Source organism: Rhodococcus kronopolitis, from assembly GCF_042654025.1.
Taxonomy (GTDB): Bacteria; Actinomycetota; Actinomycetes; order Mycobacteriales; family Mycobacteriaceae; genus Rhodococcus_G; species Rhodococcus_G kronopolitis.
In genome coordinates, this window is sequence record NZ_JBHSFO010000002.1 from 589615 (window position 1) to 613700 (window position 24086).

The 24086-nt window shown below is 68.8% G+C and carries 17 protein-coding genes; 1 reads left to right on the plus strand and 16 read right to left on the minus strand.

Annotation, left to right across the window (positions count from 1 at the left end; genetic code table 11):
* Window positions 1–90 precede the first annotated feature (90 nt).
* From ACFO6S_RS06045 to ACFO6S_RS06115, 15 genes are all read right to left on the minus strand, one after another.
* Window positions 91–1776, minus strand: a complete 1686-nt coding sequence (locus ACFO6S_RS06045) for an MFS transporter (RefSeq protein ID WP_378415033.1) — start codon at window positions 1774–1776, stop codon at window positions 91–93.
* A 42-nt stretch (window positions 1777–1818) separates the two neighbouring features.
* Entirely contained in the window at window positions 1819–2808 is a 990-nt protein-coding gene (locus tag ACFO6S_RS06050) for a linear amide C-N hydrolase (RefSeq protein ID WP_378415034.1), read from the minus strand.
* Window positions 2809–3029: 221 nt separating this feature from the next.
* Window positions 3030–4406, minus strand: a complete 1377-nt coding sequence (locus tag ACFO6S_RS06055) for a glutamate decarboxylase (RefSeq protein WP_378415035.1) — start codon at window positions 4404–4406, stop codon at window positions 3030–3032.
* A gap of 94 nt (window positions 4407–4500) precedes the next feature.
* Window positions 4501–6486: a YhgE/Pip family protein gene (locus tag ACFO6S_RS06060; protein ID WP_378415037.1), complete on the minus strand. Its 1986-nt coding sequence runs from the start codon at window positions 6484–6486 to the stop codon at window positions 4501–4503.
* A 3-nt stretch (window positions 6487–6489) separates the two neighbouring features.
* A complete protein-coding gene (locus tag ACFO6S_RS06065) occupies window positions 6490–7230 on the minus strand; it encodes an ATP-binding cassette domain-containing protein (protein ID WP_378415038.1) in 741 nt (246 codons plus the stop codon).
* A gap of 103 nt (window positions 7231–7333) precedes the next feature.
* Entirely contained in the window at window positions 7334–8614 is a 1281-nt protein-coding gene (locus tag ACFO6S_RS06070) for a metal-dependent hydrolase family protein (RefSeq protein WP_378415253.1), read from the minus strand.
* 230 nt (window positions 8615–8844) lie between these two features.
* Window positions 8845–9528, minus strand: a complete 684-nt coding sequence (locus ACFO6S_RS06075) for a DUF8010 domain-containing protein (RefSeq protein ID WP_378415040.1) — start codon at window positions 9526–9528, stop codon at window positions 8845–8847.
* Window positions 9521–9973, minus strand: coding sequence for an acyl-CoA thioesterase (locus ACFO6S_RS06080; protein ID WP_378415042.1), 453 nt, complete (start codon window positions 9971–9973; stop codon window positions 9521–9523). Before ACFO6S_RS06080 ends, ACFO6S_RS06075 begins: the two co-directional genes overlap by 8 nt.
* Window positions 9970–14901: an NAD-glutamate dehydrogenase gene (locus ACFO6S_RS06085; protein ID WP_378415044.1), complete on the minus strand. Its 4932-nt coding sequence runs from the start codon at window positions 14899–14901 to the stop codon at window positions 9970–9972. Before ACFO6S_RS06085 ends, ACFO6S_RS06080 begins: the two co-directional genes overlap by 4 nt.
* A gap of 196 nt (window positions 14902–15097) precedes the next feature.
* Window positions 15098–15517, minus strand: a complete 420-nt coding sequence (locus tag ACFO6S_RS06090; protein ID WP_378415045.1) for an acyl-CoA thioesterase — start codon at window positions 15515–15517, stop codon at window positions 15098–15100.
* Window positions 15518–15520: 3 nt separating this feature from the next.
* A complete protein-coding gene (gene ettA / locus ACFO6S_RS06095) occupies window positions 15521–17200 on the minus strand; it encodes an energy-dependent translational throttle protein EttA (protein WP_378415046.1) in 1680 nt (559 codons plus the stop codon).
* Window positions 17201–17276: 76 nt separating this feature from the next.
* Entirely contained in the window at window positions 17277–18428 is a 1152-nt protein-coding gene (locus tag ACFO6S_RS06100; protein ID WP_378415048.1) for a lipase family protein, read from the minus strand.
* Window positions 18429–18436: 8 nt separating this feature from the next.
* Window positions 18437–19573, minus strand: coding sequence for a lipase family protein (locus ACFO6S_RS06105; RefSeq protein ID WP_417714996.1), 1137 nt, complete (start codon window positions 19571–19573; stop codon window positions 18437–18439).
* 100 nt (window positions 19574–19673) lie between these two features.
* Window positions 19674–20189, minus strand: coding sequence for a single-stranded DNA-binding protein (locus tag ACFO6S_RS06110; protein ID WP_378415051.1), 516 nt, complete (start codon window positions 20187–20189; stop codon window positions 19674–19676).
* A 164-nt stretch (window positions 20190–20353) separates the two neighbouring features.
* A complete protein-coding gene (locus ACFO6S_RS06115) occupies window positions 20354–21007 on the minus strand; it encodes a TetR/AcrR family transcriptional regulator (protein WP_378415053.1) in 654 nt (217 codons plus the stop codon).
* A gap of 107 nt (window positions 21008–21114) precedes the next feature.
* On the opposite strand from ACFO6S_RS06115, the gene ACFO6S_RS06120 reads away from it, so the two are divergent.
* Window positions 21115–22062 carry an oxygenase MpaB family protein gene (locus ACFO6S_RS06120; RefSeq protein ID WP_378415055.1) on the plus strand — a complete coding sequence of 316 codons (948 nt, stop codon included), beginning with the start codon at window positions 21115–21117 and terminating at the stop codon, window positions 22060–22062.
* Here the strand turns inward: ACFO6S_RS06120 and ACFO6S_RS06125 are convergent.
* Complete coding sequence (locus tag ACFO6S_RS06125) at window positions 22056–24086, minus strand: bifunctional copper resistance protein CopD/cytochrome c oxidase assembly protein (protein ID WP_378415057.1); 2031 nt, start codon at window positions 24084–24086, stop codon at window positions 22056–22058. The two genes, ACFO6S_RS06120 and ACFO6S_RS06125, sit on opposite strands and share 7 nt — an antisense overlap.

Here is a 24086-nt window from a genome sequence, read left to right on the forward strand (position 1 = left end):
CGATGCCGGCTGCCGGTACCCATCAACTGTCTTCGCGAAAACCCTTGCGATGGAATGGATCATGGCGCCCATCGGCAGCGTCGGAAACGCCTACGACAACGCAGTGGCAGAGTCGACGATCGGTTTGTCCGAAACCGAGGATTCCCCCTCCGGTTCCCGGCGAGCAGGCAGGTGCCGGAACGTGACGATCGGCAGAAGTACCACCAAGCCGAGCACAAAGAGGCTCGCGCGCAGCGCGACCAGTCTCGATTCGATGTTGATCTCCACTGCGCGGTCGAGTTGTTCCGACGTCAGATCCAGTCCGGCGAGACGGCCGCGGAGATCGTCGTTCTCGACGAAGCTGACCGAACTGGTGGTCACAGTGATTCTGTTGTCCGACCACAGGTCCGGGTCGTCGGCGATCCGGCTCGACGCGGACTGGGCGAGCACGGACATCAACACCGCTCCGGCGACGGCGGTTCCGGTGCACAGCCCGAGGAAGTTCGCCATACCCCGAGCGCTGCCGATCTCGCCGGAGAGTGCCGGCGGGTTGGTCTCCATGAGCAGCGCACTGCCCGCACTCAGCCCGACACCGATTCCCAGACCCAGACCCACCTCGCTGACTCCGGTCCACACACCCGACCACTGATTCGAGATCGTCAGCGCCAGCACTATCACGGACGTGGCGGCGAGCACGTGAGCAGCGGTCAGCAATTGACGACACGCGAACAGTCGCATCAGCACCGGGGTGCCTGCCGCGGAGACGAGCGCGGCAAGCGAGATCGGCACCAGCATCATCGCCGATCCCATGGGGCTCTTGCCCAACACCAACTGGGTGTACAGCGGCAGCAGATAGCTCACTCCCGCCATCAGCAGATTCACCGCGACCAGACCGCTCAGGCATGCACGGTTGAGCCCCGACCCGAACACCTGGGGATCGAGCAGAGGCGTCCGCCCGCCGTCGACCAACGAACGCTGCCGAGCCGCGAACACGTGCAGCACCAGTGCCCCGAGCAGCAGCAAGACCAACACCGGTGACAGACCGAGCACGTTCACCGGCGCCGACTCGGCGGCGAGGAGAAGTCCCCATGCACCGATCTGATTGATCGCGGCGACCAACAGGAGCACGCCGACGGCCGACAACGCGATACTCGTCTTGTCGATGGAGCCCAGGAAGGGGCTCCGGGGTAGCACCAGCCGGGAAGCGATACCGAGCGTGCCGACGATGATCACCAGCAGCAGGAGGAACGGCGCTCGCCAGCCCCAGGTCTGCACGAGGAATCCGCCGACCAGCAGTGCGAGCGCCGCACCGATCCCGGTGGTGCCCGCCAGGATCGAGACCGCAACGGTGCGTTGTGTACCGGAGTACGCCTGACCGAGGATCGCCAGCGCGTTGGGAACCAGGAGCGCGCCTCCGAGGCCCGCGACCGCCTCGCCGGCGATCAGCACCGACGCGTCGCGGGCCAGGAGACAGATCAGCATGCCGGCGGCATAGACGGTCAGGCCGAGCAGTTGAGCGTTCTTGGCACCGAGGACTCCGCTGATCTTGCCGCCCGTGACCGTGAAGGCGGCAACGAACACCCCGTACGCGACGATCGCCAGCTGCACGTTCGAGATCGTGGTGTCCAAGCCGTCGACCACCGCGCTGATCGCCATGGGTAGCACCGACGCGTTGAACACCGACACGAGACCCGTGAGGCACACGAGTACCAGTGGCAACCAGCTCGCTCTGGGGGGCGCCTCGCGCGCGTCTCCAGTTGCCAGGCGAACGGCGGGTTGCTGATCAGCGATATCCATGTGTGCCCCTCGGGAATCGTGCAATGGGTGGAGTCCGGCGGATCAGGACGGCAGAGTCAGGAACTGCATCGGGGCCGATTCCTCGAAGCGGCCGGTGACGTTGCCCGCGAGCCCACCCTCGAGCGCCGTGTCACCCATCAGGTCGAGCTTGCCCGCCGGCGCCCCCACCTCGAAGTCGAGCTTGTCGAGGTCCACCCACACGATGTTGGGCCGTGTCGTCGAGTCGAAGATGTACCGCTTGTTGGTCAGGTCGGCGACCGTCTGCCAAATCGTCTGCGACGCATACGGCTTGTCGGGATCCGGAATGCGGAAGGGCTGCGCGGCATTGCGGATGACACTGAACATTCCCGCGACCGCCTCGACCTTCGTCTTGGGCTCCGGCAACCGGCCCACGTAGTACGCGGCGCGAGCGAACCGGTCGGCCGCGAGGGTGGTCCCGGGCAGGGGCTTGGTGCCGCCGAACCCGTCGACCTCCTTGAGCAGTTCGATCTGCTTGTCGTAGGTCGGCGAATTGGTCATCACGCGGTAGTCGCGGTCGTGCCAGACGGTGGCCTTGCCGTCGAGGTACTCGATGATCGCCGAGTCCCCGTTCGCGTCGTCCAGCGCGAGGTGCACCGCGGGCACCTCGCCGGTCGCCGGATCGCCGAGCGGCACGACCTGAACCTCGGACTCCGCGATCCACGCGGCCGCCTCCGCAACCGTACGGAAGTTGTCCAGGAAGTACTGCAGCCAGATGGCCATGCTCAGGGCCGGCCGGGACTTGTCATGGGTGCCGTAGTCGGACTCCGCGAGCCACAGGATGTGGCCCGCCAGGCCCACCTCGTTCATGCCGTCCGCCGTCATCATGTCGAACGCACCGGCCACGACACTGCCGTACTTGGCTGTCCATGCGAGCGAACCACCGACGCCGTCGTGACGCTCGATCCCTCGGGGAAGCGACCACAGGTTCGTCCCGGTGTCGCGGTGATAATCCATGTTGCGCCCGACCAGCACGGCCCCGGCAGCATCCGGCCACATCACCCTTGTACACATAGCTCCACCTTCCGTCGAATTTTCGAGAGAGTTGCGTTCGAGAGAACTGACATTCGTCGCTTCAGAGGAGTACCGGTCCAGCATCGGCACCCACTCCCCTTGTGTCGCCGGCATGGTGTCGCGGAGATGCTCTCCGGACGCCGGCGCGACACCCGGAGCTCGGCCGGGTGTCCCGTAACGCACGGGGAGGGCCGGCGGCAGCCGACCCTCCCCTCCTCAACTCAGTGCGCGAACCCCTTGGCCGTGTGCCCGGTACCGGCCTTCAGCCGTGTCACCACGTCCTTGATCGCCAACACCAGCTTGTAGGCCATGTCCCGACTGAAACCTTCCCGCAACACGATTCGCAGGACCGCGACGTCCTCCGCGTCGGCCGGCATGGTGTAGGCCGGCACCTGGAAGCCGCGGGCTCGCAGCTCGTGCGAGATGTCGAACACCGTGAACCCGGGATCACCGACGACCTCGAACGACAACACGGGAATCGCGGTGCCGTCGGTGATGACGTGCATGTCGTCCATGGCGGACAGCTCCGACGAGATCATCAGGGCGGTGTCGCGTAGCGACTCCATGATCTGGGTGTACCCCGCCACACCCAACCTGATGAGGTTGTAGTACTGCCCGACCACCTGGTTGCCCGGCCGCGAGAAGTTCAGTGTGAAGGTCGGCATGTCACCACCGAGGTAGTTGACCCGGAAGACCAGGTCCTCGGGCAGGTCTTCCTTCGATCGCCACACCACGAAACCGATACCCGGATACGTCATGCCGTACTTGTGGCCACTGACGTTGATCGACACCACGCGGGGAATGCGGAAGTCCCACTTCAGTTCCGGATGCAGGAAGGGGACCACGAAGCCGCCGCTGGCCGCGTCGACGTGCATCGGCACGTCGGGTCCACCCTTCGCGGCGATCTCGTCGAGAACGGCGGCGATCTCGGCGACCGGTTCGAGCTCACCGGTGAATGTGGTCCCGAGGATCGCGACGACGCCGATGGTGTTCTCGTCAACCGCCTCGCGTACCTGCTCGGGCGTGATGACGTAGCGCCCCTTCTCCATCGGGAGGTACTTGGGCTCGACGTCGAAGTAGCGGCAGAACTTCTCCCACACCACCTGAACATTGCTGCCGAGAATGAGATTCGGCCGCGCCGTGTCCTTGCCCGCTGCCTTCCGGGCCGCGCGCCACCGCCACTTCAGTGCGAGCCCACCGAGCATCACCGCCTCCGAGGAACCGACGGTCGACACACCCGTGGCAGAGGACGGATCGGCCTCGTCGAGGTCCACCGCATTGAACAGCGCCGCGACCATGTTCACGCACCGTGTCTCGATCTCCGCGGTCTGCGGGTACTCGTCCTTGTCGATCATGTTCTTGTCGAACGTCTCGGCCATCAGGCGGTCGGCCTGCGGGTCCATCCAGGTCGTGACGAATGTCGCGAGGTTCAGCCGCGAGCTGCCGTCGAGCATCAGCTCGTCGTGAATGAACCGGTAGGCAGCTTCCGGATCGGTTTCGGACTTCGGCATACGCAGCGCCGGAATGGCATCAGTTCCGAGTCGTCCGGTGTAGGCCGGGGCGAGCGTTTCGGCCGGAGCTGCAAAGGATTCAGACATCTTTTCTCCAATACTCGGTCCACGAGATCACGAAAGTAGGGGGGATCGCTTGGCCGATGACGAGCACCGGCCGGTTGTCAGGCTGGTCTGCTGGTCACACCTCCACTGGTGGGTAGAGCCGCTCCATCGTGTATTGCCGGTTGCGGCGGACGGAGAGTGCACTCGCGGTCAGGCTCACCAGCAGAATCCCGACCAGCACCGCAATTGCGATCCACAGCCGTGAGTCGACCTGCTCGCCGATGGTGAGCTGTCGGAGACCGTTCACGGTGTAGGTCATCGGATCGAAGGGGTGCAGGATCTGGAACAGCTTCGCGGTGGTCGGCACCGGGTAGATGCCGCCGGCCGAGACCAACTGCAGCATCAAGAACGCCAACGTCACAACGCGACCCACCGCGACACCGAAGACGGCGTTGAACGCCTGGATCATCGCGAGGAAGGTGGCCGAGACCAGGATCAGGAACAGGATCGTCCCCAGCACGTGCTTGACGTCGAGGCCGACGCCGAAGTGCACAACCGAGTACATGGCGACGACCTGCAGGAAGCCGACCAGCATCGCCGGCCAGTAGGACGCCAGCACCGTCCGATACAGCCCGACGCCACTGACCGTCGGGCGCGACTGCAACGGAGTCAGCAGCATCCAGGTGATGATGCCGCCGACGAACAGTGCCAGCGACAGGAAGAACGGCGCAAAACCGGTACCGAAGGTGGGTGCGACGTTCGTGAAACCCTGCTTGAGATCGACCGGAGTCGAGAGGGTCTCCGCCGTCGCGGTCTTCTGTTCCTCAGTCCAACTCGGAACCTGTCCGGCTCCCTGCTCGAGCGCGGTGGCGAGTTCGCCTGACCCGGACTGCAGTTCGACCATCCCGGACGCGAGCTGACCTGCGCCGCCGGCAAGCTGCTTGCTGCCGTCGGTCAACTGGACCATTCCCGAGCTCAGTGTTGCGGCACCACTGCTGAGTTCGTCTGCGCCGCTGCGCAGTTGCTGCAGATCCGGCGCGATCCCGCCGTTCTGCAGCATCGCCAGACCGGACTGCAGTGGACTGTTGGGGTCGGTCAGCTGGTACTCGACGGCACGTGCCTCGCCGCTGAGTCGGCTGATCTCCGCTTGCAACTCCGCGGTGTCGGTGCGGACCTGCCCGGCGGTGAGCGGCGACAGTGCTGCGACCGCCCGCTGCACCAGGGGATCCGAGCTCTGCCTGAGGATGTCGAGGGCCTGCGAGACCGCGGTGGCCGGTGCGGGTTCCCCCGAGTCCGGGATTAGGCTCCCCAGTGTCTCCAGTGACTGCCGCAGCTCGGACACCTGGCCGCTGACGTTCGGGACGGCCCCGCTGCCCAGTGCATTGATCAGCGGGGTAGTGGCCCCGTCGATCGCGGTTGCGAGCTGGGCTGCTCCGCTGGCCAGTTGCGCCGATCCGGATTCCGCGGTGACCATGTTCGCCGACAACTCGTTCGCGCCCGAGCTGAGCTGGTCTGCTCCACTCTTCGCGGTGTCGATACCGGAGGCGAGCTGATCCGCACCGGCGGCCGCCTGCTTGAGACCCGAACCCGCGCTCTGCAGTCCGGTGAGGACCTGCCCGACCCCCTGCGCACCGATGGTCGAGTTCACCTGGTTGATGACCTGTTCGGAGGCGTCCTGACCGATGATGGTCGCCAGGTAGTTGTTGGCGTCGTTGAAGGTGAAGATCAGCTCCGCCTTCTCCGGGTTGTCGCCGTTCGGCGATTCGACTGCGACGCTGAAGTTCTCGGGCAGGGTGATGGTGTAGTAGTACTTGCCGTCCGAGAGCCCATTGGCCGCCTCCTCCTCGGAGACCTCCGCCAGGTCCAGCTGGCCGGACGCGATGAGGGACTTGACGACCTGGTCGCCGGCGTCGAGTTGCTCCCCGGTGGCAGTGCGACCGGTGTCGTTGTTGACGATCGCGGCCGGGATCTTGTTCACCTCGCCGAACGGATTCCAGAAAGCCCAGAGGTACATCGCGCCGTAGAGCAGCGGCATCAGGATGATGGTGATGATCGCGATCCGCGGCATGGTGCCGCGGAAGTACCGCTTGGAATCGCTACCGAGTGACACTCCTGCGAGCATGGGTCACCTCCCCTCGGTCATGACACCGACATCGCCGGCGCCGAGCAGTCCGCGCAGGTCGACTGTCCCGCGAACCCCGACGCCGGGCGGCACCGGATTGACATCGGCGGTGACGACGGACTGCCTCTCCCCCAGCGCCACCAGGCGTTCGAGGAACACCAACCGTTCGTCGTCATCGGCGATCCGGTCCGTTCGCCCGACGACCAGCAGCGGTGGGCGCCGGGTGTTGGCTACCGCTATGCGCAACAAAAGTTGCGAAATCTCGGGGAGGTCGTCGACGAACGCGTTCAGTGCGGGCAGCGGTACGTCACCGAACACCTCTGCACACATGCGCTCGACGGCATCCTCGTGAACCCGCGGAACCAGCTTGTACCACGCGGAGTCCCACCGAAGCTGCTCGGTGACCATGTCCCGCACGGTCACCGAGGGCCGCACCTCGTCGAGTTCGTTCAGGCATGCGATGGCCGACTGCGCGAACACCTTGGCCGGGCGGTTCACATGCCCGAACACGGTCAACGACCCTCCCGTCAGGCGCATCCTGCCGCACAGTGCCATGAGCAGTGCGGTCCGGGCGGCACCCGCCTGACCCGCGATCACGGTCACTCCGCCCTCGTCGATGTCCAGGTCGAGGGGTCCGAAGACGTGACCCCACGGACCTTTCAGCTCGACCCCCCGCGCGGAAACCAGCGATCCCGGTATCGGATCCCAGAACTTCTCCGGTTCCGCTGTAGTGATTTCGACCAACTCACACCTCTCTTCCCGAGTGCCTGCCCCGCCGTTCGACAGGCGGCGACGCGCATACTCGACAGTGCTGTTCAGGTTCAACGCTGACGGCTCGATGAGCCGGTCAGAGGATGTTCTTGACGATCTCACCGTTCTTCACGACGACCGACAGGTTCTTGCCCGGGTCCGCCAGCAGGTTCAGGTCCTCGAGCGGATTGCCGTCGACGAGCAGCACGTCCGCCCACGCCCCCTTCGTGATGACGCCGAAGGGCGCGTCGCGGTAGGGGTCGCGCTCCCCGGACAGCCGGAACAACTCCGCATTGCCCGAGGTCAGCATCCGCAGCGCATCGAGATTGCTGTAGTGGTCACCGAGTCGCGCCGCCATCTCACTCTGTCGGGGCGCCAGTTGCGGTTCGAGAAGAAGATCGGTGCCCCATGCAACCTTTACGCCGTGCTTCGTTGCCCACTCGTAGACGTTGTCGGTCCCGGTGCAGATCTCGCGGTCCTTGCCGGCGCGGTCGGCGTCGGGATAGTGATGGTCGCCGAGTGCGAACGGCTGCATGGACAGCCACACCTCTCGCTCGGCGAGCATGGCGATGGTCGGCTCGTCGGCGAGGTGTCCGTGTTCGATGGACTTGACGCCGGCCTCCACCGCCCGCCGGATGCCGGTGACGTTGTAGACGTGGGTGGCAACGTAGGTGCCGTAGTCCGTCGCCGCGTCCACCGCGGCGCGCAACTCCGCGTCCGTGAACTGCACCGTGTACAGCGGGTCGTACATCGACGCGGCGCCGCCACCGACCATCACCTTGATCTGCGAGGCGCCCTTCTTCAACTGTTCCCGAACCGAGGCCAGCACCTGGGGCGCACCATTGGCGACACGCATGAATCCGATCTGCTCGGCCCGGGACTCCTCACCGCCCAGCGTCGTCGGAGTCTCGTAGACGAATCCGAAGTCGCCGTGTCCACTCGTTTGCGAGATCGCGGCCTGGGAGGGATAGATCCGGGGTCCGGGAAAAAGCCCTCGATCGATGGCGGACTTGATTCCGCTCGTATCTCCGGCCATGTCGCGAACGGCAGTGAACCCGCGCAACAGCATGCTCTTGGCCTCGGCAAGACCATTTATCGCAATGTGCGTTGCCGAGCCCGCAACCATGTCGACAACGGTATTTGCGTTGCCCACGAGATGCACGTGGGCATCGCTCATGCCGGGCATGAGCACCCGGCCGCCGCCATCGATCACCTCAGTCTCCCGACCCGGCTCGTCGCCGACGGGGGACTCCGACACCGCTACCACCCGATCGCCGTCGATCAGGACATCCCCGACAACGAGTCGTTCGGAAGCTCCGTCGAACACACGTACGTCACGGAAAACAACCCGCTTCTTGGTTTTCGATGAAGTCGTCATGCGAGCAAACAGTAAGCAATCTCCAAAGCGGAGACAGGAAGCCACCCAAAAGATCAGGTGAATGTTATGCAAACGAGACCGACCGAGCATTCGCTTCAAACCGATGCATTATGTAATTTTCGGCTATACACATTATTTCCGGCAACAATGAATCCGTAGTAATTACAGAACACTTCACTTGCGGAAATCGTGGATCAGCAGGTCAGGCGCACTACCCCTCGGGTTCGCGCCTACAGCACCGACAGCGGAATCTCGCCACCACGCCGCGCGAACACCGACCCGAACCGGGCGTCGAGCCGCAGCCAGGTACGACTCGCCCGGACCCGGACCATCTCGGTCGCGTCGATCCGGGCCAGGTCGGCGTCCAGCGACACCGGCTCGGTACCGGTCTGCGGGATGAATCCCATTGCAACCAAAGCGAACACGGTCCGCATGGACACCGCGACACGCTCCCCCGCACCGTCGACGGTGAGCACCTCCTGCGCGAGCAGCGACGCCGGCGGACCCTGGCTGCTGCCGAAGTCGCGGGAGACGGCCACACCCTGCTGGGCCAGCTCGACGAGCACCCGCGCCGGCACGTCGTCGACGTGCACGAAGCCGTCGACCGGCGGCAGCGCGCCCTGCCAGGCCGAGTCCATCGAGAACCCCAGCTCCACCTCGGCGCCGGGCGACGCGGTCAGCGTGGCCAGCAGGGCGTCACCGGCCGCCGTGGTGTCGGTGGGCGCCACCGTGCCCGCGACCACCCGGGACGCCAGCGCATCGAAACCGGTTGTCGCCCAGGCCTCCACCCGGTCGGTCCCCCGCTGACGCAGCCGCACCACCAGAGCCTCGTCGAGCCGCACGGCCCGGGCCACGAAGGTCGCCAGGTTCTCCCGGTCCCCCCGGTCCGACACCGTCAGGCCACGCTCAACCACGCTGCCAGAGCTCCAGGTACTCACGCTCGGCAGCGGTGAGCCGACGCAGGCGCTGGGTGTCGATGTCGAACGCCGCGATCTGGGTGGACGCGACGATCGACGGCGCCGACGCCGGATCCGCGCCACCGGCCCGCACCTCGTATGCGATGGTGAAGTCCACCGCGCGCACGGCCTCGATCCACATCAGCACGTCGAGCGGGCCGTCGTCGTGCCGCAGCTGACCGCGATACCGCACGTGCAGGTCCGCGATCACCGCGCCGTCCCGCAGCGACACCGTCGGCCGGCCGTCCTCGAACAGCCACGGGATTCGGGCCTCCTCGAGCAGCGTCACCATCCGGGCGTGGTTGATGTGCTGGAAGACATCCATGTCAGACCACCGCACCGGCACCTTCGTGTGGAAGCCCACCGCTCCCGCCGTCGTGGTGCCTACAGCCTCGACAGTCATCGAGTTCCTTCCGATCGGGTGCCCGCTCCGCGCACCATGCTCCGAACCTGACGCGCCGCCACCGAGAGCGTCGCCAGGTCCAGCGTCCCAGACTCGATGATCTCGCTGAGCGCGGCCCGTGCCCTGGCGAGCCGGGACGAGTTCGTGGACTCCCAGTCCGCGATCTTCTCGGCCGCGCTCTCGTCCGGTTCGCCCGCGACCAGTACGTCCATGGTCAGCGACCGCAGCGAACCGTAGAGGTCGTCACGCAACGCCAGCCGGGCCAGCGAGTGCCACCGGTCGCCGCGTTCGAGACCCGATACGGCCGTGAGCAGTTCGTCGATCCCGAGGTGCTCGTCGAGCGCGTAGTACAGCGGACCGACCTCCTCGTGCTCCCGCTCGGTGATGTCCGCGATGTCGATGATGTCGAGCACCGGGAACACGTCGAGCAGCCGGTACACGCGATCCGCCAGCTCGCGGGGGCAGCCACGCTCGATCACCCCCGCCATCCGGGCCTCGAGGTAGGTCACGTGGTGCCCGGTGAGCCAGTCGGCGATCCTCGGTGTCAGTTCCCGCACCCGGGCTGCGTACCGGTTGATCTCGGCGCCGACGGCCACCGGCTGCGGCCGGTTGGACAGCAGCCAGCGCGAGGCCCGGTCGAGCAGCCGGCACGATTCCAGGGTCAACTCGTCGCTGACCGTGGAATCGACTGGTGCCGAGCCGATCTCGGCCCACACCGCCCGCAGGTCGAAGATCTCGGCCGCGGCGCTGAACGCCCGGGTGGCGTCGGTGCTGTTCGCCCCGGCCTCCTCCCGGAGGCGGTACACGTAGCTGATGCCGCCGCGGTCGACGGTCTCGTTCGCCAGCAGGGTGGCCACGATCTGCCGCCGCAGCCGGTGCCCCCGGATCTGCGTGGCGAAGCGGTCCCGCAACGGGACCGGGAAGTACCGGGGCAGGCGCCCGGCGTAGGTGTCGCTGTCGGGAAGCTCGCTGGCGAGCAGGTCGTCCTTGAGGTCGAGCTTCACGTGGGCGAGCAGGGTGGCCAGTTCCGGTGAGGTGAGCCCGATCCCCGCGATGCGGCGGCGGGCGATCTCCGCGGTCGTGGGCAGCGCCTCGAGCGCGCGGTCCAGGCCCCGGGTGCGCTCGAGCCGTTCGATCAGTCGCTCGTGCACCGAGAGCATCAACGGCGCGTCCGCCCGTGAGGCCCCCATCAGCTCGTTCTGCAGGACGTTGTCCGCCAGCACCAGCCGGGTGACCTCGTCGGTCATCGAGGCGAGCAGCTCGTTGCGCTCCGGCCTCGGCAGCGCGCCGGTGTGCACCGCCGCGTCCAGCAGGATCTTGATGTTCACCTCGTGGTCGGAACAGTCCACGCCTGCGGAGTTGTCCACCGCGTCGGTGTTGATCCGGCCGCCGGCCAGGTCGTACTCGATGCGACCGCGCGAGGTGAACCCGAGGTTGCCGCCCTCACCGACCACCCGCGCCCGCAGCTCGCCGCCGTCGACCCGGACCCCGTCGTTCGACTTGTCGCCCACCTCCGCGTCGGTCTCGTCGGCCGCCTTGACGTAGGTGCCGATGCCGCCGTTCCACAGCAGGTCCACCGGGGCCCGCAGGATCGCGCGCACCAGTTCGGGCGGGGACAGCTCGACGACGTCGTCGTCGAGTCCGAGCGCCGCGCGGGCCTCGGCACTGATCGGGACCGACTTGCGGGTGCGTTCCCACACCCCGCCGCCCGCACCGATCAGCGCGGGGTCGTAGTCCGCCCACGAGGACCGCGGCAACCGGAACAGCCGCTCCCGCTCGACGAAGGACGGTTCGGCCACCGGGTTCGGATCCAGGAAGATGTGCCGGTGGTCGAACGCCGCGACCAGGCGGATGTGCCGGCTGAGCAGCATCCCGTTCCCGAACACGTCGCCGCTCATGTCACCGATGCCGGCCACCGTGAAGTCCTCTGCGGCGGTGTCGAGCCCCAGCTCCCGGAAGTGCCGCTTGACCGACTCCCAGGCGCCCCGCGCAGTGATGCCCATCGCCTTGTGGTCGTAGCCGACCGAGCCGCCCGAGGCGAACGCGTCACCGAGCCAGTAGTCGTACTGCGCCGCAACGTCGTTGGCGAGATCAGAGAAGGACGCCGTGCCCTTGTCCGCGGCCACCACGAGATAGGTGTCGTCGTCGTCGCGCCGTACCACCCGCGGCGCGGGCAGCACCGCGCCGCTCGCCCGGTCGACGTTGTCGGTGACGTCGAGCAGTCCGGAGACGAATAACCGGTAGCAGGCCTGTCCCTCGGCGAGGGCGGCCTGCCGGTCCGCCCCGGCGTCCCCGGTGGGCGCGGGCGGACGCTTCACCACGAACCCGCCCTTCGCACCGACCGGCACGATCACCGCGTTCTTCACGGCCTGCGCCTTGACCAGCCCGAGCACCTCGGTGCGGAAGTCCTCCCGGCGGTCGGACCAGCGCAGCCCGCCGCGGGCCACCGGGCCGAACCGCAGGTGCACGCCCTCGACCCGCGGCGAGTAGACGAACACCTCGAAACGCGGTCGCGGCCTGGGCAGGTCGGCGATCTGGCTCGGATCGAGCTTGAACACCAGCACGTCCCGGTGCTCGGCGTCGGCATCGGTGACGTAAGCGTTGGTGCGCAGTGTCGCCAGCACCAGCCCGAGCATGCCGCGCAGGATCCGGTCCTCGTCGAGACTGAGCACGGCGTCGATCCGGGACTGCAGTTCGGCGACCAGGGCACCGGCGCGGTCCGCGGACGCCGTGTCGGGGTCGAACATCGCGCAGAACAGGTCGCTGAGCAGCCGGGTGGTGTGCGCGTGGTCGATCAGCACCCCCTCGATGTGGAACTGGCTGTACGGGAACCTGGCCTGCCGCAGGAACTTTGCGTACGCCCGCAGCACCACCGCCTGTCGCCATTCGAGGCCCGACCGCAGCACCAGTTCGTTGAACCGGTCCGGCTCGGACCGGCCCTGCCAGACCGCCGTGAACGCCTCGGTGAACCGCCGCTGCAGCTCGCGGGCGGCCACCGACTCGTCCAGGTCGTCGGCCTCGTCGAGCTCCCGGTCCAGGTCCTCCTCCACCGAGGCGTCGATCAGCTCCGGGGCCGCGGACAGGCCGAAGTCGTAGATCCAGCAGCTCGTTCCGTCGGGTCGGGTCACCTCGTAGGGCCGTTCGTCGATCACCTCGACACCGATCGACTGGAGCACCGGCAGCACCTGGCTCAGGGACACCCCGTCGCCGCCGGCGAGGTACAGCGTGAACCGCCACTGGCCGGGTGCCGCGTTGCGTCGACGGTAGAGCTGGAGGTCGATCGCGTCGCCCGACAACGCCTCGAGCCGGACGATGTCGTGGGTGGCACGGGCCTGGTCGAAGTCCTCCTTGTAGCCCTCGGGGAGCGCGGCGGCGTACCGCTGCGCGGTCAGCGTCGTCACCCGCGGCTCGTCCACCGTCGCGTCCATCAGGTCGTCGTCCCACGCCCGGGTCGCCGACGCCAGCAGGCCCTCGATGCGTTCCCGATTCTTCGCCGAGACATCCACCGGGACACCGTCTTCCAGGGTCCGGCGGATGGTGAAGTGCACCATCGCGAGGTCGGCCTCGGTGACCCGCACGCTGTACTCGAGGCTCGCGCCGCGCAGCTCGTGCATCAGGATCGACTGCATCGCCAGCCGGGCCCGGGTGTTGTACCGGTCTCGGGACAGGTACACCAGCGCCGAGGTGAAGTGACCGTAGCGGTCGTCACGCAGGAACAGCCGCAACTGTCGGCGCACGCCGATGGCCAGCACCGACAGCACCGTCTCGTACAGCGTGTCCTCGTCGCTGGCGAACAGCTCCGCGCGCGGGAAGGACTGGATCACCTCGAGCATCGCCTGACCGGAGAACGAGTGCAGCTCGAAGCCGGCCCGCTCGATCACCGAGCGGGTCCGCCGGGCGATCACCGGGATGTCGAGGACGTTCTCGTGCAGCGCGGTCACCGTGAACACGCCGAGGAATCGGTGTTCGCCGACGGTCCGGCCGTCTTCCCCGAGTGCCGTGACCGCGACGAAGAACGGGTACACCGAGCGGTGCACGGTCGCCGGGGCCGGCCCCTGCGAGAACATCAGCAGCGGACGCTCCGGCCAGAGCACTGGCGCGGGCAGGTCGATGCCGTGGTCGGTTCGGGTGTGGGAGCCGAGCACCCCGAGTCCGGTACCGGGGACAGCGACCGCCCGTGGCCGGTCGGTGCCGGTGGTGTCCTCGAACTCGTAACGCCGGTAGCCGAGCAGGGCGAAGTTCCCGCCCGCGAGCCAGTGCAGCAGCTCGGCGCAGTCCCGGACCTCGTCCTCCGGGTACCGGCAGTCCCCGCGGTCCGCGTGCGCCTCCAGCTCCTCGGCCAGCGCGAGCTGGCTGTAGCGCATCGCGTCGGTGTCCGCGATCACCTGGCGGACGTCGAGCAGCACGTCGTGAACCGCCTCGGCGATCTGCGCGAGCAGGGCCGCGTCGGTGGCGGGGTGCAACTGCAGGTGCATCCACGACTCGGACCACAGCGTCCCGTCGACGTCGGGGCCTGCCTCCTCGTCGGTCGCGGCACCGTTGACGAGGATGTCCTCGAGGTCGCCTGCGACGGAGCGGCGCACCCGCAGCACCGGGTGCACGATCTCCACGACGGTGACGCCGAGCCTGGTGAGCAGGGCGGTGACCGACTCGACCAGCATCGGCATGTCGTCGGTGACTATCTGCACGGCCGCCGCACCCACCGCCGGCGAGTACACCCGGGACAGGGACGTACCGGGAGCGCGATGTCGCGCGAAGATCAGGTGCTCGCGGAAGCCCCGCATCGCGATGTCCGTGACCACTCCGCCGGTCCAACCGAAGTCGGTGTTGCGGAAGTAGGCGTCCGCCACCTCGGGGAGGTGGCCGACGAGGGCCGCGGGCAGGCTCATGGCCCACTGTTCGTCGAAACGATCTGCCGATACGGTCATGCGGCGGTCCACCCCCTGGTCGATGTGACAGGTGTGCCCACACAGCGTAGCCGCGCGCCGTGTCACCCGGCGGTATCCGATGGCCGGGTGACACGGCGGCGAGGCGCGCATCGCAATGACGTCGAGGCAGCGCCTCGGTGGTGTTCGTCGAGGCACCGCCTCGGTGGCGACGTCGAGGCACCGCCTCGGTGGCGACTCAGGCGGTGACGGTGACCGCGTACTCCGCCAGCGCCGCCCGGGCGGCCTCGGTCAGCGGCACCGAGGTCCCCGTCTCGGCGTCGAAGCCGACCAGCACGCCGTCCGCGACCGCACAGGTGTTGCCGTGCCGGTCCCGCATGACGTTCCGGATCTCGAACGAGCTGTTACCGATGCGCAGGATGTACACCTCCGCCGTGAGCGGAGCCGACTCGTCGGTGACCGGCCGCAGGTACTCGATCTCCATCTTGCGCACCACCATCGCGGCGGCCGGCACGCCGGCCGCCACGATGCAGTCGCGGAAGAACTTGATCCGCGCCTCCTGCGCGTACTCGAGGAAGAGCACGTTGTTCACGTGGCCGAGGCGGTCGGAATCGCCCCAGCGCACCTGAATCTCGCAGGTGTACTTCTTGTCCGGCACAGATCAGTCCCGGGTGAGCTTGCGGTGCGTGACCCGGTGCGGGCGAGCGGCGTCGGGGCCGAGGCGCTCGACCTTGTTGGCCTCGTAGCCCTCGAAGTTGCCCTCGTACCAGTACCAGGCCGCCTCGTTGTCGCCGAAGCCGCCTTCCCACGCCAGGATGTGGGTACAGGTCCGGTCCAGGAACCAGCGGTCGTGCGAGATGACCACGGCGCAACCGGGGAACTCCTCGAGCGCGTTCTCCAGCGACCCGAGGGTCTCGACGTCCAGGTCGTTGGTCGGCTCATCGAGCAGGATCAGGTTGCCGCCCTGCTTGAGCGTCATCGCCAGGTTCAGGCGGTTGCGCTCACCACCGGAGAGCACCCCGGCCGGCTTCTGCTGGTCGTGACCCTTGAAGCCGAACGAGCTGATGTACGCCCGGGACGGGAACTCCGCCTGACCGACGACGATGAAGTCGAGTCCGTCGGAGACCGTCTCCCAGACCGTCTTCTTCGGGTCGATGCCGCTGCGGTTCTGGTCGACGTAGCTGAGCTTGACCGTCTGACCGATCTTCACCTCGCCCGCGTCCGGCTCCTCGAGACCGACGATGGTCTTGAACAGCGTCGTCTTGCCGACGCCGTTGGGGCCGATGACGCCGACGATGCCGTTGCGCGGCAGCGTGAAGGACAGGTCCTTGATCAGGACGCGGCCGTCGAAGCCCTTGTCCAGGTTCTTGACCTCGACCACCACGTCACCGAGCCGCGGCGGGGCCGGGATCTGGATCTCGTCGAAGTCGAGCTTGCGGGTCTTCTCGGCCTCGTTGGCCATCTCCTCGTAACGGTCGAGGCGGGCCTTGTTCTTGGCCTGACGGGCCTTGGCGCCCGAACGCACCCAGGCGAGCTCCTCCTTGAGGCGCTTCTGGAGCTTCTGGTCCTTCTTGCCGGACACCTCGAGGCGCTGCGCCTTCTGCTCCAGGTAGGTGGAGTAGTTGCCCTCGTACGGGTAGAGCCGACCGCGGTCGACCTCGCAGATCCACTGCGCGACGTGGTCCAGGAAGTACCGGTCGTGGGTGACGGCGAGGATGGCGCCGGGGTAGGCGGCGAGGTGCTGCTCGAGCCACAGCACCGACTCGGCGTCGAGGTGGTTGGTGGGCTCATCGAGGAGCAGCAGGTCCGGCTTGCTCAGCAGCAGCTTGCACAGCGCCACGCGGCGCTTCTCGCCACCGGAGAGGTGCGTGACCATGTCCTCGGGCGGCGGGCAGCGGAGGGCGTCCATGGCCTGCTCGAGCTGGGAGTCGATCTCCCAGGCATCGGCGTGGTCGAGCTTCTCCTGAAGCTCGCCCATCTCCTCCATCAGCTCGTCGGAGTAGTCGGTGGCCATCAGCTCGGCGATCTCGTTGTACCGCTTGAGCTGGACCATCACCTCGCCCAGGCCGTCCTCGACGTTCTGGCGGACGGTCTTGGTCTCGTCGAGCTCCGGCTCCTGCATCAGGATGCCGACCGACGCGCCCGGCGCGAGGAAGGCCTCGCCGTTGCCCGGCTGGTCCAGGCCGGCCATGATCTTGAGGATGCTGGACTTACCCGCGCCGTTCGGGCCGACCACACCGATCTTGGCACCCGGGTAGAAGCTCATCGTGACGTCATCGAGGATGACCTTGTCGCCGTGCGCCTTGCGCACCTTCTTCATCGTGTAAATGAACTCCGCCATGCGCACCAGAGTATCGGCAGTGCGGTCGGCACCCCAATCCACGCGAAACCGCGACCGGTTCCGGCCGCGCCGCAGGTCAGATCAGGGCCCGCGCGAACGCGGTGACGTCCGGCAGCGACTCCAACGCCGACGCCCGGTGCGGGCCCGGATAAGTCCGGAATGTCACGTCCTGGCCGTTCAGCGCCAGGTCCGCCGCCAGCTTCGCGCCGAGCGGGTAGGGCACCGTGGTGTCCTGCACCCCGTGACCGACGAACACCGGCCGGTCGTAGCCGGTGGTCGGCACGGCGAGGTAGTCGCGGACGGCCGTGCGGAACGCGTCGTCGCTGAGCGGACGGGACAGCATCTCGCCCACCCCGACGTCGCCCGCCGCGGCGAGCAGCTCCGTGAAGCAGAGCTGCTCGGACTTGCCGACCAGTTCGGCGCCGACCGGGGTGAGGTAGTCGTCGACACGCAGGTCCGGCCGGGCCACCCGAAGTCCGTCGACCACGTAGGCGGCGAACGCGGGTAGCCCGTCCAGCCCCAGGTCGGGGAACCCGGGACCGCCGAGCGGGAAGAGTTCCTCCAGGTTCGCCGGCGTCCCGGTGGCGACCGCGCCCCGGTAGTCGAGTTCCGGTGCGTACCGGGTCGCCTCGTGCGCGGCGAACATGGCGGCGTGGCCGCCCTGCGAGTGCCCGACCGCCACCCACGTCGGCGAGAGCTCGGGCGTCACCGCACGGGCTGCGCGGACCATGTCGATGACCGCGCGTCCCTCGCTGCGGCCGTGCAGGTAGGCGTGGGTGCCGTCGGTGCCGAGGCCGACGAAGTCCGAGGCCACCACCGCGAAGCCCTTCGCCAACCACGTCCCGAGGTAGGCCTGGGCGAAGTCGGAGATCTCCCCGCGCGACGGGGCGCAGGCGTCCGCGACGCCGGTGGTGCCGTGCGCCCAGGAGACCACCGGCCAGCCACCGGTCGGTGCCGGGCCGTCGGGCAGGTAGACCGCGCCGGAGCTGACCGCGGGTGCCCCGGTCGGCCCCTCGGTCCAGTAGCTCAGCAGCTGCGAGTCGCGGGCGCCGACGAGTTGGGCATCGGCGGGCAGCGACCCGACGGACACCACCGCGCCGGGCGCCCCGGCCGGGCCGGGAGCCGCCGACGCGGCGGCGGGCGCGACCAACGCCAGCACGGTCAACGCGACCGCGAGGGAGCCGAGGCGGCGCGCGGGCGCGGCACCAGTAGCCCTCGTTCTCGTCACCACCCGGATCACCGCAGCACGGCGTCGACGAACCGCGTCGAGTCGTCGAACGAGGCGGTGAGGGTCCCGACGTGGTCGGCGCCCGGGTACATCCGGAAGCGCAGGTCCGTGCCGCTCCACTTCAGGTCCGCGGCGAGCTTCACGTTCAGCGGGAACGGCACGACCAGGTCACTGACGCCCTGCCCGAGGAAGACCGGGCGGTCGTAGCCCTTGGTCGGGATGGCGAGGTAGTCGGTGAAGGCCTGCCGCATGGTGCGGTTGTTCAACGACTTCGAGAACAGCTCGCCGACCGCGGGGTTGCCCATGATCGGCCGCAGGTCCACGGTGCAGACCTGTTCCGCCTTCGCCGCCAGCGATCGTCCGAGCGGCGAGAGGTATCCGTCCATCCCCAGGTCCGGCCGGACGTGACCGAGGCCCATCACCGTGTACAGCAGGAACAGCGTCAGACCCTTGACCCCGATGTCCGGAATACCCGGACCCGCCAGCGGGAAGATCTGCTCCAGGTTCGCGGGCACGCCCAGCGCGACGGCGCCGCGGTAGTCGAGTTCCGGCGCGTACCTCGTGGCCTCGTGCGCGGTGAACATCGTCGCCTGACCGCCCTGCGAGAGCCCCGCCACCACCCACCGCGGTGCCAGGTCGGGGACGGCGGTCCGCGCCGCCCGCACCATGTCGATCACGGCATGCGCGGCGGCGAGCCCGTCCAGGTACGGCAGCGGTCCCGGTGTGCCGAGCCCGATGTAGTCGGTGGCCACCACCGCGTACCCGCGGGTCAACCACTTCGAGACGTACTGCGCCTCCGGCTGGTAGAGCCCGACCACGGACGGCGCACAGGCGTCCGCGACGCCGATGGTGCCGTGCGCGTACGAGATCACCGGCCAGCCGCCGGCCGGCGCCGGACCGGGCGGCAGGTACACCGACCCGCTACTCTCCGCGGGCCCGCCGAAGTGGTCGACGGTCCGGTAGGTCAGCCGGTACGACGGGCCTGCGCCGGGAACCGCCACCGCGGCAGGCATCTCCGCGGTCGAGAGGACTGCCCCCGGCGCGTTCGTCACGGCCGGCGCAGCGAGCGCGACGGCGGGTACCGCGATCGCGGCCAGCGCAAGGGCCGCGACTGCGGCGATCAGAGCATCAAACCTCGTGTGCACCATCGTGATCGTCTCCCCGCTGGACGTCTCGGACAGGACCGCCGGTCGAACGGGTCCACAGTATGGCCTGCAGTTCCCGCCCGGCCGGCGAATCGCCGAGTCAGCTCGCGCGTGCCACCTCCTCGAGTTCGACGGTCGAGCCCTCGCCGGGTTCCGGATCGGTGCCCGGCTCGGCGCCCGGCTCGCCGTCGTCGACCCCCGCGCCTGCCCCGTCCGCGCCCGGGCGTGCCGCGTCCGGCGTCGGTTGCGCGCCACGCGGACCGCGGTCGAGCCTGGCGATGCAGCGCGCCAGGTCCGGGCCGACCGCGCTGGCACGCATCTCCAGGTCCGCGCGCTCGACGCCGTCCCGGGTGGTGTACTCGTTGGTGCGCAGCTGGCCGTACGCGAGGACCGGGTCGCCGCGCATGATCGACGCGCCCACGCCGGCCACCAGACGCCGCCAGCAGGTCACCGTCAGGTACAGGGTGCCGCCGTCGGTCCACTCCCCCGTCGCCTGGTCCCAGCGTCGGACGTTGCTCGCCATCCGGAAGCTGAGCACCTCGTCACCGGAGTTCGTGGGCCGCTTGACCGGATTGGTGATGACGGTGCCGACCACCGCCGTGTGTGTCTCGTACATGTCCACCCCTTTGCCTGCCGTGGGCCGCTCGGCCCCTCGGGAGACAACGGTGCCCCGATCGGCGGCGCAACGGTGGGCCGGCGCGGATCTGTGGAGAACGGATCCGGTTGTCCACAGGCGACCGAATTCGGCTCCCGGACGGGACAACTCGTCGTACCGGCGTGCTAGGCCTGCGGACCGCGTCCACCGATCGTCGCGGCGAGGGCGGCGGCATAGGCCTCCAGCCGCTCGCGGGTGTACCTCTCGGGATCGGCGACCGCCAGCCTGCCCAGCATCTCGGCGAAGGAGAGCATCGTGTGGGCCAACAGCACCGGGTCCAGCCCGGCCAGCCCCGGCTCGAGTGCGATCCCCGCGTGCGCGAGCTCCTCGGCCCGGGCCAGCACCGCCCCCCGGGCCTTCCGCAGGTGGTCCCGGTACTCGCCGGGGGCGTCGTCGGGAGTGGTGAGGATCAGCCGCCACCGGGTGGGGTTCTCGAGGACCACGCGCACGAAGGCGGTGACCGTGCCCGCGTAGGCGGCGGCCGGTCCGAGCGGCCGGAGGTCGGTGGGCATCGCCGTCAGCACCTGCGCCACGGCGCGCTCGTGCTCGCGCTGCAGCAGCGCGGCCACGAGCTCCGCACGAGTGCGAAACACCGTGTACAGCACCGGCTTTCCCACACCGGCCGCGTCCGCGACGGCCTCCATGCTCAACTCGTGCAGCCCGGACCGGCGGGTCACCTCGAAGGCCGCGTCGAGCAGCTGCGCGCGCCGCTGCTCGGGCGGCAGCCGGGGCGCATACCTGCGGCGGGGCCGGTCCGTCGACTGCGGGCTCGTACTCACGACGGCAATCCTACGCAACCGTTGTATTTGCCGGCACCCATTGCTACGGTCGCGTTGTATTCAAGTCCGGCACCGGCGTGGCCGCTGCCCCTCGGCAGGAGAGCACGATGAGCGAACCCCGCATGCTGGCCGACCGCGGCTGGCCCTTCGACCCGACACGACGGCGCGAGGACCAGGGCTTCTTCGGACCCGGTTCGCCGACGTGGAAGGTCTGGACGCACCCGACCGCCCTGCTCGGATTCCAGCGCGCGGTCACCCTCGAACACTTCGACCCGTTCCTCACCGCGGCGGTCGCCGATGCGCGCGGGATCTACCAGGACCCGCGCGGCCGGCTCGACGGCACCCTGTCCTACTTCCTGATCGTGGCGGTCGGCGACACCCGCACCGCTATCGAGACGTCCGACCTGCTGATGCGGGTGCACACCAAGGCCACCGGCATCGAACCGATCAGCGGGCAGCGCTACAGCGCGAACAGCCCCGAGAGCCAGCTGTGGATCCACGTGACGGGCTGGCACTCCGTCCTCAAGTGCTACGAGATGTTCGGCCCCGGGCCGCTGAGCCCGGCCGAGGAGACCCGGTACTGGGCCGAATGCGCGATCGCCGCCGAACTGCAGACCTGCAGGCCCGCCGACGTCCCCCGCTCACGGGCGGAGGTGCGCGCGTACTTCGCGGCGGTCCGGCCGCGGCTGTGCGTCTCCGAGCCCGCCCTCGAGGGCATGCACTACCTGCTGCGCACCCCGGGTGGGAAGGGCCGACTCCCCCTGTGGGCGGCGAGCCGGGCGATGGCGCCGGCCACGATCTCGACGCTCCCGAAGTGGATGCGTCGACTCGGCGACTTCGACCAACCCGGCGCGCTCGACCGGGTCGTCGCCCCGCTCGCCCGCGCCGCCGTGCGGGTCACCGCCGCCCCGAGGGCCGAGCTGGCCGTCGTCGGGCGGCTGCTCCCGGCGACCCACGCTGTGCTCGACCAGCACTTCCACGGGGCGCCGCCGGTCCGCGCCGAGACGCTCACGCCGACCCAGGCCCGCGAGCGCCACGGGGCGCGGGCTCACTGACCGGCTTGACGGTCCCGCCGGGCCAGCTCCGCGAACATGGCGTTGTGCGCGGCGAGTTCGGCGTCGTCGTCGCGGACGGCGGCCCGGTCGACCCGGGTCGCCGTCTTCCGGTCGGCACGGGACCACTGCACCAGCAGCGCCAGCATCACCAGCACCAGCGGAATCTCGCCGGTCGCCCAGGCGATGCTGCCGCCCAGCTGCTGGTCGCCCAGCAGGTCGTTGTTCCAGCCCAGCGCCAGCGCGCCGTAGTACCAGCCGCCCATCACCTCGCCCATGCTCATCAGCGCGACTCCGAAGAAGGCGTGGAACGGCAGCGAGCCGAACACCATCGCCAGCTTGGTCACCGGAGTCACGGTGCGCGGCGCCGGGTCGATGCCGATGACCACCCAGTAGAAGAGGTAGCCGCTGAGGATGAAGTGCAGGTTCATCAGTAGGTGGGCGCCGTGCGAGTCGAGCGTCGCGCCGAAGATGCCACCGAGGTACAGCGCGTAGAAGCCGCCGACGAACAGCACCGACGCCACCAGCGGGTGGGTGAGGAAACGCGAGACCGGGCTGTGCAGCGCGGCGAGCATCCACTCACGCGGGCCCGGCGCGCCGTTGGGTCCGGCCGGCTTGAGCGCCCGCAACGCGAGGGTCATCGGACCGCCGAGCACCAACAGCACCGGCGCCAGCATCGACAGCGCCATGTGCGCACCCATGTGCACGCTGAACACCGCGGGCGAGTACCGGCCGAGGCCGGACGAGGTGGCCACCAACAGCACCGCGCACCCGAGCAGCCAGGTCACGGTCCGCCCCACCGGCCAGCTGTCGCCGCGCTTGCGCAACCGACGCACACCGAGGACGTAGAGCACCGCGGCGACGATGGCCGCGGTCCCGAAGATCAGGTCGAAGCGCCAGTCGAACGCCAGGCTGGTGAGGGTGGGCGGGCCGTCGAGGTTGTAGCCCAACTGCACCTCCGCCGGGGTGGGACGGACGTCCGTCGGCGGCGGCGGGGTCCGGCCCAGGCCGACGGCGATACCGATCGTCGCCGCGAACACGAACGCCTCCGCACCGGCGAACCGGATCAGCGCGCCCCGCGAGTTGGGGTCCGCAGCCAGCGCCGGGAGCGCGCGTCGCCGCTGCATGAAGCCGAAGACGCCCAGGATCACCAGCGCGACGGTCTTGGCCACCAGCAGCAGTCCGTAGGTGCTGGTGAACAGGTCGCTAAGCGGGAGCCGAACCAGCCCGTTGATGACGCCGGAGACCGCCATCACCACGAACGCGCAGGTGGCCACCAGCGAGAACCGTCTGGCCGCGAGGTCGGTGTGCTCGCCGCGGCGTCGGGCGTGGGCGAGCAGCGCGACCAGTCCGCCGGCCCACAGCGCCGCCGCGGCCAGGTGCCACAGCAGGCTGTTGGTCGCGACGTCGTGTCCGCCACCCGCCGACGAGTGCCCGGTCAGGCCGAGCGGCAGCAGTGTCGCCAGGCTCAGCACCAGCAGCAGCGGCGTCCAGGACCAGCGCAACACCATGCGGCAGCCGATGGCCAGCAGCACCGCGAGGATCGCCGTGGTCTGCCAGGCCCCGGCGAGTTCGATCTGCGGGACGGCCTTCCACAGGTTGTCCGGTTTGATCGCCTCCGCCAACGGCTGCCCGGCCGTGTCGGAGACGGTCAGCGGCACCATCACCAGCGCGCAGGCCGCCCACACGATCGCTGCGGTGCCGGCGATCCGCACGGCCCGGTAGCCACCGACGTCGAGGACGCCGCTGCGCTGCGGCGGCACCAGGAAGGCCGCGAGCAACAGGGACCCGACGGCGATGACGGCGGCCACCTCGCCGGCGGCCTTGACGGCCGGCAGTCCATAGGTGGTGAGCGCGCCCGGGTCGGGAATGCCGAGCCGGATCAGTGCCTCCGACGCGGACAGACCGACCACGATGGCCGCGACGAGTCCGGCGACGATTCCGAGCGTGACGAAGATCGGTGCCGAGCTCTCACCGACCCTTCGCGGGTTCGGCGCTGGAGACGGGGCGAGCTCGGGTGATGCCAT